The sequence below is a fragment of the Sphingobium sp. HWE2-09 genome (genome assembly GCF_035989265.1).
Lineage (GTDB): Bacteria > Pseudomonadota > Alphaproteobacteria > Sphingomonadales > Sphingomonadaceae > Sphingobium.
In genome coordinates this window covers 2,114,215-2,127,955 of sequence record NZ_JAYKZX010000003.1, presented here as the reverse complement: position 1 = coordinate 2,127,955, position 13,741 = coordinate 2,114,215, and the positions used below count along the sequence as shown (strand labels likewise).

The 13,741-nt window shown below is 64.6% G+C and carries 12 protein-coding genes and 2 pseudogenes; 8 read left to right on the top strand and 6 right to left on the bottom strand.

Translation table 11 applies throughout. The features are described from left to right. Positions 1–46 precede the first annotated feature (46 nt). Positions 47–937 (bottom strand): tyrosine recombinase XerC, encoded by an 891-nt coding sequence (locus U5A89_RS15730; RefSeq protein WP_338162003.1) that lies wholly within the window; start codon positions 935–937, stop codon positions 47–49. Positions 938–1,327: 390 nt separating this feature from the next. Between U5A89_RS15730 and U5A89_RS15725 the strand changes: the two genes are divergently transcribed. From U5A89_RS15725 to U5A89_RS15705, 5 genes and pseudogenes are all read left to right on the top strand, one after another. Further along, positions 1,328–2,206, top strand: a complete 879-nt coding sequence (locus tag U5A89_RS15725; RefSeq protein WP_338162002.1) for an MBL fold metallo-hydrolase — start codon at positions 1,328–1,330, stop codon at positions 2,204–2,206. Then, the gene (locus tag U5A89_RS15720; protein ID WP_338162001.1) at positions 2,191–2,910 is read left to right on the top strand and encodes a DUF4230 domain-containing protein; all 720 of its coding nucleotides are present in this window, start codon (positions 2,191–2,193) and stop codon (positions 2,908–2,910) included. Before U5A89_RS15725 ends, U5A89_RS15720 begins: the two co-directional genes overlap by 16 nt. 46 nt (positions 2,911–2,956) lie before the next feature. After that, positions 2,957–3,946, top strand: coding sequence for a quinolinate synthase NadA (gene nadA, locus U5A89_RS15715; RefSeq protein ID WP_338162000.1), 990 nt, complete (start codon positions 2,957–2,959; stop codon positions 3,944–3,946). After that, positions 3,943–4,790: pseudogene (gene nadC, locus U5A89_RS15710) on the top strand (carboxylating nicotinate-nucleotide diphosphorylase). Before nadA ends, nadC begins: the two are co-directional and overlap by 4 nt. Next, positions 4,783–5,490: a ribonuclease T2 family protein gene (locus U5A89_RS15705; protein WP_338161999.1), complete on the top strand. Its 708-nt coding sequence runs from the start codon at positions 4,783–4,785 to the stop codon at positions 5,488–5,490. Before nadC ends, U5A89_RS15705 begins: the two are co-directional and overlap by 8 nt. Positions 5,491–5,564: 74 nt before the next feature. Here the strand turns inward: U5A89_RS15705 and U5A89_RS15700 are convergent, their stop codons facing one another. Next, positions 5,565–5,987 (bottom strand): DUF4112 domain-containing protein, encoded by a 423-nt coding sequence (locus U5A89_RS15700; protein WP_338161998.1) that lies wholly within the window; start codon positions 5,985–5,987, stop codon positions 5,565–5,567. A gap of 20 nt (positions 5,988–6,007) precedes the next feature. Continuing rightward, a complete protein-coding gene (locus U5A89_RS15695) occupies positions 6,008–7,501 on the bottom strand; it encodes an ABC transporter substrate-binding protein (protein ID WP_338161997.1) in 1,494 nt (497 codons plus the stop codon). A gap of 142 nt (positions 7,502–7,643) precedes the next feature. On the opposite strand from U5A89_RS15695, the gene U5A89_RS15690 reads away from it, so the two are divergent. Next, on the top strand, positions 7,644–9,083 hold the full coding sequence (locus tag U5A89_RS15690; protein WP_338161996.1) for a porin: 1,440 nt from the start codon (positions 7,644–7,646) through the stop codon (positions 9,081–9,083). Between the two features lie 207 nt (positions 9,084–9,290). Here U5A89_RS15690 and rplL read toward each other — a convergent pair whose 3' ends face one another. Together rplL and rplJ are read right to left on the bottom strand one after the other, a co-directional pair. Continuing rightward, on the bottom strand, positions 9,291–9,662 hold the full coding sequence (rplL, locus tag U5A89_RS15685) for a 50S ribosomal protein L7/L12 (protein ID WP_338161995.1): 372 nt from the start codon (positions 9,660–9,662) through the stop codon (positions 9,291–9,293). Positions 9,663–9,734: 72 nt separating this feature from the next. Then, positions 9,735–10,250 (bottom strand): 50S ribosomal protein L10, encoded by a 516-nt coding sequence (rplJ, locus tag U5A89_RS15680; protein WP_338161994.1) that lies wholly within the window; start codon positions 10,248–10,250, stop codon positions 9,735–9,737. 726 nt (positions 10,251–10,976) lie between these two features. Between rplJ and U5A89_RS15675 the strand changes: the two are divergent. Further along, positions 10,977–11,798, top strand: a pseudogene (locus tag U5A89_RS15675) (23S rRNA (adenine(2030)-N(6))-methyltransferase RlmJ); the annotation flags it as partial. A gap of 247 nt (positions 11,799–12,045) precedes the next feature. On the opposite strand, the gene U5A89_RS15670 reads toward U5A89_RS15675, so the two are convergent. Next, complete coding sequence (locus U5A89_RS15670; protein WP_338161993.1) at positions 12,046–13,527, bottom strand: ShlB/FhaC/HecB family hemolysin secretion/activation protein; 1,482 nt, start codon at positions 13,525–13,527, stop codon at positions 12,046–12,048. Here U5A89_RS15670 and U5A89_RS15665 point away from each other — a divergent pair. Continuing rightward, positions 13,520–13,702: a hypothetical protein gene (locus U5A89_RS15665; protein ID WP_338161992.1), complete on the top strand. Its 183-nt coding sequence runs from the start codon at positions 13,520–13,522 to the stop codon at positions 13,700–13,702. The genes U5A89_RS15670 and U5A89_RS15665 overlap by 8 nt on opposite strands. The last annotated feature ends 39 nt before the right edge of the window (positions 13,703–13,741 follow it).

Below are 13,741 nucleotides of genomic sequence, written 5' to 3'. Positions count from 1 at the left end.
CGCGATTTCCGAGTCATCAGATGATTCCATCTGATTGGAAATCGCTCTAAGCCCTGGGGTGGGCGTTGCGATAAATGTCGAGCAGGTGCGCGGCGTCGACCTGGGTATAGACCTGGGTCGACGACAGGCTGGCATGGCCCAGCAACTCCTGCAAGGATCGCAAGTCCGCCCCACGGCCCAGCAGATGCGTCGCGAAACTGTGGCGTAGCGCGTGCGGGGTGGTGCGGTCCGACAGACCGAGCCGCCCGCGCGCGCCCTGCACCGCCCGGCGGATGAGCGCGGGCGATAGCGGCCCGCCCCGCGCGCCTTTGAACAGGGGTTCGCCCCGCGTCGGCGGATAGGGGCAGGCTTCGATATAGGCTTCGATCGCAGCGCGCACTTGCGGCAGCAGCGGGACGATGCGGGTCTTGTTGCGCTTGCCGGTGACGCGCAGCGTGTCGCCCAGCGGCAGGATGTCGCCGTTCAGTCCCATCGCCTCCCCGATGCGCAGCCCCGCACCATAGAGCAGCAGCAGCACCGCCCAGTCACGCGCGCCGATCCAGCCTTCGCGGGCGGTTTCGGCGATGTCCTGCGCCAGCGCGACGGCTTCGTCGGGGGAGATGGGGCGGGGTAGGCCGCGCTTGACGCGTGGCCCTTTGAGTTGGGGCACGCCGGCGTCGTCGCCGCCTGTGAATTTGAGGAAGCCGCGCACCGCCGACAATTCGCGCGCGGCCGACAGGTTGCCAATGCCGTCGGTGCGCCGACTGGCGAGGAAGGCGCGCAGGTCCGACTGGTCGATCCGGGCGAGGGTGGCGGGGGTGACCACTTCGCCGCGATGTGTTTCGAGGAAGGCGATCAGCCGTTCGGCGGTCGCGACATAGGCGCGGACCGTATGGATGGAGCGCCGCCGGTCGAGCGCGAGGTGCTGGCGCCAGCGTTCGGGGAGGGTGGGGGTCATGTTGGAGACGCTGCGCTTAACTTCGCACATTTCCCGTTGTTTGCGACATTTTGGAACGGGAGTTGGAAATATTGTTGCGAAGAGGGTTGGGTGAGGCGGGGGTGCGCGGTGGTCATGGCGCTGAGCGTATCAGAGGGCGGTTGGGTAGGACAGATGGATGGTGGATGGGTGGATGGTCCGTCTTCCCCGAGCTTGCTTGGGGAGGTGGCGGCGCGAAGCGCTGACGGAGGGGGATGCGCCACGGCGCGCTATTCCCCTCCACCAGCCTTCGGCCGGTCCCCCTCCCCACGCCGTTGGCGCGGGGAGGATTTTTGGCTGCTTGTGGTCACATGCAGTCCTATGAACTGTCCCCTCCCTTGAAATCCGCCCATAAATGGGCACATGGGATGGATGGCACCTCCCTTCGATCCGGCCGACCTGCCGACCGGCGTCCTGATGGCGCTGTCTCCCCTGGTGGCGCGGGTGTTGGCGCCCAATCCTTCGCCCTTCACCTATACCGGCACGCAGACCTATGTCGTGGGGGCGCAGGCCGTGGCGATCATCGATCCGGGGCCGGACGACTCCGATCATCTCGCCGCGCTGACCGCCGCTATCGCGGGACGGCCGGTAGTGGCGATAGTATGTACCCACACCCATCGCGATCATAGCCCCGCCGCACGGCCGCTTTGCGAGCTGACCGGCGCGCCGATCATCGGATGCGCGCCGCTGACGCTGGAGGATGACGGGCCGCGCGCGGACGCTGCGTTCGATGCCGATTATCGGCCCGACCGGGTGCTGGCCGATGGCGAGCAGGTCGCGGGGCCGGGATGGACGCTGGAGGCGGTGGCGACGCCGGGGCATACGTCCAACCATCTGTGCTTTGCGTTGCTGGAGGAGAATAGCCTCTTCACCGGCGATCATGTCATGGGCTGGTCCACCAGCGTGATTTCGCCGCCCGATGGCGACATGAGCGCCTATATGCGATCGATGCAGCGACTGCTGGAGCGGGACGACCGCATCTATTATCCCGCCCATGGCGAGCCGATCGAGACGCCGCAGCGGCTGGTGCGCGGCATGATGGGTCATCGCAAGCAGCGCGAGGGGCAGATTTTGCGCTTTCTGGAGCGCAACGGCGACAGCGCAATCCCCGATATGGTGGCGGAGATGTACAAGGGCGTCGATACGCGGCTTTATGGGGCGGCGGGGCGGTCGGTGCTGGCGCATCTGATCGATCTGGATGGGCGGGGTCTGGCCGCGCCGATCGGGGATGGCCGATGGCAGATGCGCTGAAGCGCTATGCCGGGCCGGTTATCGCCGCGCTGCTGATCCTGGGTGTGGGCGCGGCGATGCTGGTCGGGTGGCAGCGCTATAATCGCGACTATGTGGTGGCGGTCGAGGATGACGGATCGGCGGTGACGAAGATCATCGCGGAAAAGATTGCGGGCGCGAGCGCGCTGCGCGTGTCGCGGCTCAATGGCACGGTCCAGAGTACCGCGCAGGATGTGCGCGGCTTTGGCTGGCTGAAATCCGACCAGGTCGTCAAGATGCCCTATTCGGTGGATTATGTCGTCGAACTGTCGGGGTTGGGCGCGGGCGATTTGGAATGGGACGCAAAGAACCGCACGCTGATCGTCAACGCGCCCGACGTGAAGCCAGACAAGCCCAATGTCGATGAGGCGCAGCGCACGCTGGTGCGGACCAGCGGCCTGTTCGTCACGCGGGCGGCGGGCGAAGAATTGAGCCGGAAGGTGTCCGCCCATGCGCAGGCGCGGGCGGAAGCATCGGCGCGGTCGCCCGAACGGATGGCGCAGGCGCGCGAATATGGTCGCGCGGCGATCGCGAAGATCATGGGCGCACCGCTGGGCGCGATGGGCTTTGGCGACGCACGGGTGATCGTCACCTTCCCGCCGGAGCGCAATGACGCCAATCGCGAGCGGTGGGACGTCACTACGCCGATCAACGAGGTACTGGCAAAGCAGCGCTCGCAGCGCTAGGGCGCGCTATAAACGGACGGCCGCAAGGACCGAGGAGTCACAGGGTATGAACGCTTTTACGGGAATCCCGCAGGGAACGGACCTGCGCGCTGAAATCGACCGGCTGCGCAAGGAGCGCAACGCGGTGATCCTGGGCCATTATTACCAGTCGCCCGAGATTCAGGATCTGTCGGATTTCGTGGGCGACAGCCTGGAACTGTCGCGCAAGGCGGCGGAGACGGACGCGGACGTGATTGCGTTCTGCGGCGTGCGCTTCATGGCGGAAACGGCCAAGATATTGTCGCCGCAGAAGATCGTCGTGCTGCCGGACATGGACGCGGGCTGTTCGCTGGAGGACAGTTGCCCGCCCGCGCAGTTCAAGGCGTTTCGCGAGGCGCATCCCGATCATATTGCGCTGAGCTACATCAACTGTTCGGCCGAGGTGAAGGCGCTGTCCGACATCATCGTGACGTCCTCATCCGCCGAGAAGATCCTGGCGCAGATCCCCAAGGACCAGAAGATCATCTTCGGTCCCGACAAGCATCTGGGCGGCTATTTGAAGCGCAAGCTGGGCCGCGACATGCTGTTGTGGCCGGGCGTGTGCATCGTGCATGAGGCGTTCAGCGAGACCGAATTGCTCAAGCTCAAGGCCCAGCACCCGCAAGCACCGATCGCTGCGCATCCCGAATGTCCGCCCTATATCGTCGATCATGCCGATTATGTCGGATCGACCAGCGGCATATTGGACTTCGCCAAGACGATGCCGGGCGACACGCTGATCGTGGCGACCGAGCCGCATATCATTCACCAGATGGAAAAGGCGGTGCCGCACAAGCAGTTCATCGGCGCGCCGGGTGCGGACGGCAACTGCAACTGCAATATCTGCCCTTATATGGCGCTCAATACGCTGGAGAAGCTGTACCTGTCGCTGCGCGATCTGACGCCGCGGATCGAAATGGACGAAACGCTGCGGTTGCAGGCGAAGAAGAGCCTGGACCGGATGCTCGAGATGGCCAGCGGGGCCGTGGGGCAGGGGGATGTGGGCGCGCGGCCATGACCTTCGCGCTTGCAGGGTTCGATCTCGACGCCTTTGTCGCGTCCACATTGGCCGAAGACCTTGGTTCCGATGGCCGTGATGTTACCAGCGAGGCGGTGATTCCGGTCGATGCGGTCTTTGACGGGGTGATGGATAGTCGGGACGATGTGACATTGGCGGGTTTGCCGATCGCGGTCGCTTTTTTCGCGCGCTCGATCCCGATGTGGAGATCGAATTGCTGCATCAGGACGGCGATCGGGTGGTGGCGGGGACCGATATCCTGCGTATTCGCGGGCGCGCGCGGGCGATGCTGACGGCGGAGCGGTCGGCGCTCAATACGGTGCAGCATCTGACCGGGATCGCGACGATGACGCGCGCCTATGTCGATGCGATCGACGGGACGGGCGCGACCTTGCTCGACACCCGCAAGACGATACCCGGGCTGCGCCTGTTGGAGAAATATGCGACGCGGATGGGCGGGGCGACCAATCATCGCATGGGGCTGTGGGACGCGGCGATGATCAAGGACAATCATGTCGCCGTCGCCGGATCGGTTGAGGAAGCGGTGCGCCGCGCGGTGGCCGCCGGGGTCGCCAGCATCATCGTGGAGGTCGATCGGGTCGACCAGATCGAACCGGCGCTGGCCGCGGGGGCGACGCATCTGCTGCTCGACAATATGGACGCGGCGACGTTGCGCGGCGCGGTTACGCTGGTCGGCGGACGCGTGCCGACCGAGGCGTCGGGCGGGGTGACGCTGGAGACGATCCGGGCGAAGGCGGATACCGGCGTCACCTATATCAGCGTCGGGCGGTTGACCCAGTCGGCCCCGGCCGCCGACATCGGACTGGATTTCGCTTATGCTTAAAATGCTGCTGCCGCTGATCGCGCTGCTGACGCCCGGCGTCGCGCTGGCGCAGGCCAATCAGTGCCGACTGCCTGATGTGATCGCGCGGCCCAGGGTCGAGGGGCCGACGGCCGACGATCCCAAGCGTATTCTGCCCGTGGGTTACTATACGCTGGCGGTCAGCTGGACGCCGCAATATTGCAAGACCTCGCGCGGCGGTGCGCGTGATGCGTTTCAGTGCCGGTCGGACAATGATTTCGCCTTCACCCTGCACGGCCTGTGGCCCGATGGCTATGGCAAGGAATGGCCGCAATATTGCAAGCCTGCGGGCATCCTGCCGCGCAAGGTGATCCGCGATCATCTGTGCGCGACGCCTTCGGTGCAGCTGATCCAGCATGAGTGGGTCAAGCACGGCACCTGCCTGCCGACGACGCCGACGAAGTTCTTCGCCTTGTCGCGCAAGCTGTATCATGCGTTGCGCTATCCCGACATGGCGGTACTGGCGCGGCGGGATACCTTGTCAGCGCAAGATTTCGCGACGGCGTTTGCGGCAGAGAATAAGGGGATGGTCGCCGATGGCATTCGCCTGAACGTGACGCGCGATGGGGCTTTGAGCGAGGTGTGGATCTGTATGGATCGCCGCTATCGCTATATCACCTGCCCGCCGCAGCAAGGTGGCGTCAGGGGCGGGGCGCGGTTGCGGATCGAGCCGAAGGGCTGATAAACTAAAGAGGCTTTCACGCTTAGGGTGATCGTTCCCCGGCCTTCGCCGGGGAACCGAGAGGCGCAGCCTGCTTACGCGTCGATCACCGCGGTCGCCGGGTGGTGGCGGTCGAGATGCTTGTGGATGATGCGCAGGTTCTTCGTGTTCGATTTATAGAGGAAGTCGAACAGGTCGCCGGCAAAGGGGATGGCACCGATGACCGTGTCGATGCCGACATTGGCGGCCATGCGGGTGATCTGCCATTTCGACATGCCAAGGTTACGCGCTTCCCACACGATCCACGCGCCCATGGCGGCGGTAGCGAGGTCGCCGACGATCGGGATCAGGCCGACCAGGCTGTCGAGGCCCACGCGGCGGGTGGTGCCGGGGATGACGAACAGCCCTTCCAACAGCGATTCCATCGCCTCCACCCGGCGGCGAATGGAGGCGGGGTCGCGGCCGAAGCCTGGCAATTCCCGCGCCAACCGGTCGAACTGATCCTGCGAAATCGCCATCGTCTGTGTCTCCTCCCCTCTTAATTGGTGGTGCGGAAGAGATGGTTCAATGGGTGCCGTGCACGCGGAGAGGGTTGAAAGCCGGTCAGGCGCTTGGCCGCGAGCGACCAGCGCACCGGCGCGCCCAGTGGAATATAGCCGTCATGCGCGACGATCTGCGCTTCGGCATCGGCGATGCGGGCGGCGCGTTCCTCGGGCGAACTGGCGAGGCTGGCGGCGTGAAGCTGCGCTTCGGCGGCTTCGCTGCAGTGGACCTTGCGCGCGCAACCGACGCGGCCGAGATACCAGAGCGCGCTGTCATAGGCGGCCACTTCGTCGATCAGGCGCAGGTCCGCATCGGCATCCATGGCGACGCGGCGGGCGAACAAGCCGATGGCGGCGAGGTCGCGTTGCAGCAGTGCGAACAACAAGGTCGAACCCGCGCCGCGGGGCAGGGCGATGCGCAAGGTCGGGGGCGCGCCGTTGGCGGTGCGCCATTGCAGGACGCTGGCGGCCCCCTGCGCGCGGCGATCGTCCAGCGGCATCGCGGCCCAAGCCGGGTCGCTGGGGGGGCGACCCAGGTCCATCTGGTCCGGCAGGAGCCGTTCGCTGGTGGCCCAGCCGCCCAAAGGGAAGACGGCGGGCAACTGGGTGCGGTCGATGGTCATGTTGATCGCGGCGCGAATTGCGGGATCATCCAGAAATGCGCCATGGCCGGTGACGGCGAGGCCCAGCAGGCCGCGCACCGGATCGATGCGCACGGCGTTGCGATCGATCCCCGCCGGGACCAGCAGGGGCAGATCGGTGAAGCGCCCGCCCAGCACCAGCGCCGCGTCGCCCTCGCGGAAACGGATGATGGCGAGGGCCGCGCGTTCGGCGCGTAGGATGCGCGTTTCCCACGGCTGCACCGGCTCGTCGGTCGCATCGTCCCCGCTGTTCCGGTCGACCGGGGTCAGCAGGATGCTGCCTTCATGCGCCGCGCGGCGATAGGGGCCGGTGCCGCCGTCGCGCGACAGCAGCGCCATTTGCGGCTGAGCCAGCATCTGCAGCACATAGGGGCGCGGCGCGGCCATGCGGATTTCGATCACTTCGCCGGTCATCGGCACCACCGCCTGTACCGCGTCGAGCGGGCCGTCGGGGTCGAACCGGCGCAGCGATTCGATCCGCGCCATCATCATCCGGGCGACGTCGGGCGCGGTGACGCGCGCGCCATTGGCCCAGAAGGCGCGGCGCAGGCGGAAAATATAGCTGCGCCCATCATCTTCCACGATCCAGCGCTGCGCCAGGGCGGGCAGGATGTCGCCACCCGCATCAAAGGCGACCAGCCCCTGCGCGGTGGCCTCCAAAATCAGCTTCGCGCCGGGGTCCGGCAAGTTTTGCAACGGTTTCGCAAAATCGTCGCGATCGCCGACTACGCTGACGACGACGGGATCGCGGCCTTCATCGGAACAGCCGCTCATGAACAGCACCAGCCCGGCGCCCGCGATCAGGGCAGCATGGCGGCAGAGGCGGGGGATGGCTGGTGGGGCGAACATGACGCGCCAAGACTTAGCCCGGTCGGCCCGCGCCGCCAACCGGCGATCAGACCAAAAGCCATTGTCACAAAAAAGACACGCAACAGACGCCGGGATGTAATCGAAAATTCATACTGGCGTCGCGGAACAGGGAAGAACAGACATGACGCTTCGAATGCGACTGGCCGCTGGCACCGCGCTTGCGCTGCTGATGACATCCATGCCCGGCGTGGCGCAGGCCCAAAGCAGCGCCGATTTGCAGCGGCAGATCGATGCGCTCAAGGCGCAGGTGGAGGCGCTGACCGCCGCGTTGGCCGCCAACAAGGGCGCGCAGCCGGTTGCGGTGGCTCCTGCGTCGGCCGCGCCGTCCGAGTCCGCGCCAGTCGCGCTCGCCGCCGCGAGTGCGCCGCCGACGGGCGCCCCGGCATCGACCGCCGCTGCGCCGAAGAGCAAGGCGTGGTATGAGAAGCTGTCGCTGCGGGGCTATACGCAGATGCGCTACAATGCGTTTCTGTCGGGCGACGACAGCGCGCCGACGGGGCAATCGCGGCTGCGGTCGGTGCATGACAGCGCGATTTCGGATCGTAGCGGTTTTTCGCTGCGCCGGGTGCGACTGGTGCTGCAGGGCGATGTGTCCGATCGCGTCTCGCTTTATCTTCAGTCCGACTTCGCGACGGCGGTGAACAACCAGGCGGGCAGCGAACGGCGCGAAGGCTTCGCCCAGTTGCGCGACGCCTATGCCGATGTGTTCCTAGACAAGGACAAGAGCCTGCGCCTGCGTTTCGGCCAGTCCAAAGTGCCCTATGGCTGGGAGAATATGCAATCATCGTCCAACCGGCTGACGCTGGACCGCAGCGATGCGATCAACAGCGCGGTGCCGAGCGAACGCGATCTGGGCGTGGTTGCCTATTATACGCCGCCGTCGGTGCAGAAAATCTGGGACCGGTTGGGGCATGACGGGCAGAAGCTGTTCGGCAATTATGGCGCGTTCGGCCTTGGCGCATTTAACGGGCAGGGCACCAACCGGACCGAGCAGAATCGCGGCTTGATGAAGGTCGTCTTCGCCACCTGGCCGTTCGAACTCGATGGGCTGGGCGGCGCGTTCGACGGGCAGGTGGTCGAAATCGGCGGATCGGCGATGCTGAACAAGGTGCAGCCCGAACTGCGCAGCGGGGCGGTCAGCGCGATCGCTTATGACGATAATCGGGTCGGCCTGCACGCCATGCTCTATCCGCAGCCCTTTGGCATTCAGGCCGAATGGAATTGGGGCAAGGGGCCGGAATATGACCGCGACAGCCTGTCGATCCAGACCAGGAAGCTGAACGGCGGCTATGTGCAGATGATGTATCGGTTGCCGACGGATTCGATCGGGGCGTTGATGCCCTATGGCCGCTGGCAACATTATCGCGGCGGGTGGAAGGCCAGCACCAGTGCGCCGCGGCTGGAAACCGACGAGTTCGAACTGGGTGTGGAATGGCAGCCGTGGAAGGCGCTGGAATTTACCATTGCCTATGCCCGGATGAAGCGCGCCGAAGCCGACGAACGCCGCACCGGGCGGGCCGAAGGCAATCTGATCCGCACGCAGGTGCAGTGGAATTATTGAGCGGGGTTTGAGAAGGCAGCGGGATGCCGGGTCAAGCCCGGGATGACGGGGTTGGGATGCTATGTCGGGCATTTGGGATGCTGGTATCCCAAGCGTCCGCCAGTAGGACAGGCAAAAAAAGGGCGGCTACCCAAGGAGGTGCCGCCCTTTTTCCGGCCGAAGCCAGTTCGGTCGCCCCGCAGCGTGTCGCCGCGGGGCGTTTTCCGATTACTTCAGCTCGACGGTCGCGCCAGCTTCTTCCAGCTGCTTCTTGACCTTCTCGGCCTCGTCCTTGTTCACGCCTTCCTTGACGGCCTTGGGCGCGGATTCGACCAGCGACTTGGCTTCGGTCAGACCCAGGCCGGTGATGGCGCGGACTTCCTTGATGACGTTGATCTTCTTGCCACCGTCGCCGGTCAGGATGACGTCGAATTCGGTCTGCTCTTCGGCAGCCGGGGCAGCGGCAGCGGCCGGGCCGGCGACGGCGACGGCAGCAGCGGCGCTAACGCCCCACTTTTCTTCCAGAGCCTTCGACAGCTCGGCGGCTTCGAGGACGGTGAGGGCCGAAAGCTGTTCGACCAGAGCGTTGATGTCTGCCATTTGTCTAATTCCTTATGTGGGGCGATGCGCCCCGTCAGATGAGGGTCAAAGTTGTTCCGGGTGAAGGACGGCTTACGCCGCTTCCTTCTCCGCATAGGCGTTGAAGACGCGCGCCAGCTGCGCTGCCGGTGCCTGGGTGACGGTTGCGAGCTTGGTAGCCGGGGCGACGATAAGGCCGACCAGCTTTGCACGCAGTTCATCCAGCGACGGCATCGATGCGAGCGCCTTGACGCCCTCCGCATCGAGCAGCATTTCGCCCATCGCGCCGCCAACGATCTCAAGCTTGTCGTTGGTCTTCGCGAATTCGACCGCAACCTTGGCGGCTGCGACCGGGTCGGCCGAGGTGGCAAGGCCGACGGGACCGGTCAGCAGGTCGCTGAGCGGGCCATAGGCCGTGCCGCCAAGGGCGATACGGGCGAGGCGGTTCTTCGTAACCTTGTAGGAGGCTCCCGCATCGCGCATCTTCTGGCGCAGGACAGTCGATTGGGCGACGGTCATGCCAAGGTTGCGGGTCACGACGACCACGCCAACTTCTGCCAGCTCTGCGTTCAGCGCGGAAACGACCTCAGCTTTCTGATTACGATCCATGCCATTACTCCACTTCATGTCCGCTTCGCATGACGCCAAGCGAACGACTAAACCCACGCCGGAGGCATGGGGCACTTAAGTCCGTAGGGGAGAGATCGACTGGCCCGCATCCATCCGGAACAGGCAGACCCGAATCGGGTAGATCACCCGTTCGGCAAAGAACTTTTCCCCGCCTCGGCTGGAGATTAAGAAGGGCAGATCCCTTCACCAGCTGTCTCGGACGGTGAACCCCGAAGGGTTCGCTGCGCGTGCCCTTACAGAGTTGCGGCGGCGATGTCACGTGGAAACTGGGGTGCGGTGGCGGCTGGAGGGGGGCAGCGGGGCGAAGTTCACACCATTGTCGGTGTATGGCAACGCAAAAGGTGGAAAAATGGAAGGCGGCGCGTCTTGCATGCGTCCCCGAAGCGCTCGCAACGCGCTCCCGACGCGCCTCTTCCAACAGGTGACGGTCAGCGCGACGCGACGCCAACGGGTCGGGCGAGGTGGCGCGTGGGCAGAGTAAGGGGGCGTGGTCCATTTGCGAGAATGGATCAGAGAAAATCCTAATAGGACAGGCATGATTGGGCCGGGAGAAGCGTGCCCGGTTCGAAACAGGTGCGCAGAAGTGCGTTGAAGCTTTCCGCCTGACTTTCTACTAGCGCGCATGGGTTTGCGCCATCGCTTCACGCTCCGCCACTGCGTCCGGCTGCGCGTATAAGTGTAGATCGTCAGGATTTTTGAGTCGTCATGAACTATCGTCATTCCTTTCATGCCGGCAATAGCGCTGACGTCGTGAAGCACTGCCTGCTGATCGCCCTGGTGCAAGCGTTGCAGCAAAAACCGGGGGCGCTGACCCTGATCGACACCCATGCCGGCTGCGGTCTGTACGATCTTGACGGCGACCAAGCCCAACGCACCGGCGAGTCCGTGCAGGGCGTGCAGCGGGCCTTTGCCGATCCGGACCCTTTGCTGGACGACTATCGCGCCGCCGTGCGGGCGGTGAATGACGGGGCCGCGCCGCGCCTCTACCCCGGATCGCCCTGGATTCTGGCGCAGCTTTTGCGCGCGCAGGATTTCCTGATCCTGAACGAGAAACATCCCGAGGACGCCTATACCCTGCGCGGCGCGATGCGCGGGACATCCGCGGCCGTGCATGAGCGCGACGCTTATGAGTTCTGGCTGGCGATGCTGCCGCCGCGCACGCCGCGCGGCGTGGTGGTGGTCGATCCGCCCTACGAGCAGCTGGACGAACGCGCAAAGATCACGGCTACCCTCGCCGCCGCGCACCGCAAATGGGCACATGGCGTGACCGTGATCTGGTATCCGCTAAAAGACCGCGCCACCCATGGGCGCTGGCGGGAGCAGCTACGTCGGCTAGGCATCCCGAAATTGCTGCGGGTGGAGCATTGGTTGTACGATGACGATCAGCCCGGCCTCTATAATGGCGCGGGCCTGTATATCGTCAACCCGCCCTACGCCTTCACGCAGGCGCTGCCGCCACTGCTGGAAGCGCTGCGCGTCGCGCTGGCGCCGGAGGGGCATAGGGGGGAGATTATCGCCGATTGGGTGGGGGGTAGAACGCCCCTTGCCGGTCCGCTCGTCCAGAGGCGGAATTGCCATGCGGCAGGTTGCAGGCAAAGCATCTTGCGAGATTTGCTCGCTGTCGGAGGTTGCGGGCGACCATCGTCGTTTGCCCCGATGTTCATCGATGGACGCTGGCAAGGCCGCTTTTGGCCTAGGGCCGGTTGACGTTCAGATGATGAGGCGCCGAAAACAATGGTTTATCTTAATCCAGAGCGGTTGAGTCTTCATTGTCTCAATTCCCGATTTTGACGCGCGCGGTGACGAACAGCCGCCATTTGTCGGCAAAAGCCGGGTAGGGCGCACGCACGACCGCTGCGCCTCCGAGATCGACGCCGGTCCTGTCGTTCAGCCGCAGACGCAACCCTGCTCCGACCGATCCAGCACGATGGGTGTAGCCTTCATAAGGGCCTCTATTCACGTAGCGCAGTGACGCCCCATCGACGAACCCATAAAATTCCGTCCCGTTCAACAGGCGCGGCATGGCCGGGACGAAGGCGATCTCGCCCAAGGCAGCGATGCCATGATCGCCTGCGATCAGCCCCGCCGACAGGCCACGGCCAAAGTCCGATCCGCCCACGGCTATCTGTTCGGCTGCGGGTAGACGCGCGCCGGTAAGTTGGGCCATGGTCTTAAGGCGAACCAGGACACGCGTCGCGACCTGACGGGTATAATCGACCCGCAGGTTGAGCTTGGAAAAACCTGGTTGCGCCAACGGCATAATGGATCTGGCGCCCAGCGCCGAAATACCCTGCGACGCGCTGATCTCAGCGTCCAACCGATGGGCCGCGCTTTCCTCTGCATAGCGGAGCGACGCCCTCACCGTTCGCGTTCGATCGTCGGTCAGGCGATATCCCAACAGCGCATTGTCCAGGTTGATAAAGTCGAACCCGACCGCGCCCGTCACGGTACGGCCGAAACGCTGCAACAACGGTCGGCTGACCGTCACGGCACCCTGCGTGGCCCGTCCGCGCAACAGGTCGTAGAATAATTTGGTTCGAAGCCATCCGCCGCTTACCTGCAATGTGGTCCCGTCGTCACCCAAAGGAAGCGCGTAGCTGGCGCTGACATAATGGCTGCGGTGGAAATTTGTGGGGCTTGAATAATAAAGCGTGGCTTCATCCCCAGCGGTGACCAATCCTGCATAGCGCGCGCTGGCTTCCAGCGTATCCGCGCCGATAAGGGCGCTCCCATAATTATGAAAACCTACTGTCAGGCTGGGGCCGCGGCGCTTCAACTGGATATCCAGGGCGATGCCGCCCGTCGCATCGGACGCGCGCATCGACGCTTCCACGGCCAGCCCTTCAATATTGCTGATCCGCACCAAGGCACGCTCATAGGCAGACCGGCGCAGCGGCTTTTCCGACAGGAGCGGCGCCAAAATCCGGCGCACCTTGCGTTCCCAACTGCGGCCGACATCGCCCTTGATCACGATATCGGTAACATAGGCTTCCTGCGCGCTGACCGTCACACGCCGGGCGGTCGCGTCCAATCCGGTAATTTCGACGGTGTAGAAGGCAACATCATATTTGGGATAAACCGCAGCAATCGCCCGTGCGAGATCGGTCAGGACGGCCACGCTGCTCTGTCGCCCCACGAAGGGCTGCACCAGTGTCGCGGTATCGGCTATGGATGTAGCGCCAGTAACGACCACCTGCGCAATGGGAAACTCCGCCGCAGCGATCGGTTGCTTGTCGCTTTGACGCGCCTTGCGCACCTTTCTGTCCAGCAATGTCGGGGTGGTCGGTGGCGACCGATCGATCCGCTGTCGATCGACGATCAGCGGCGAACCGCCGTTTGATTGCGCCAATGCCGATGAGGTCATCACGCTCGTCAAGGGCGCCGCGACGATCGCGCTGACGATGATGCGGCTGGCCGCGATGAAATGGTGATTGCGCATATGCGGATAGGGGCGGCGTATGACGCCGCCC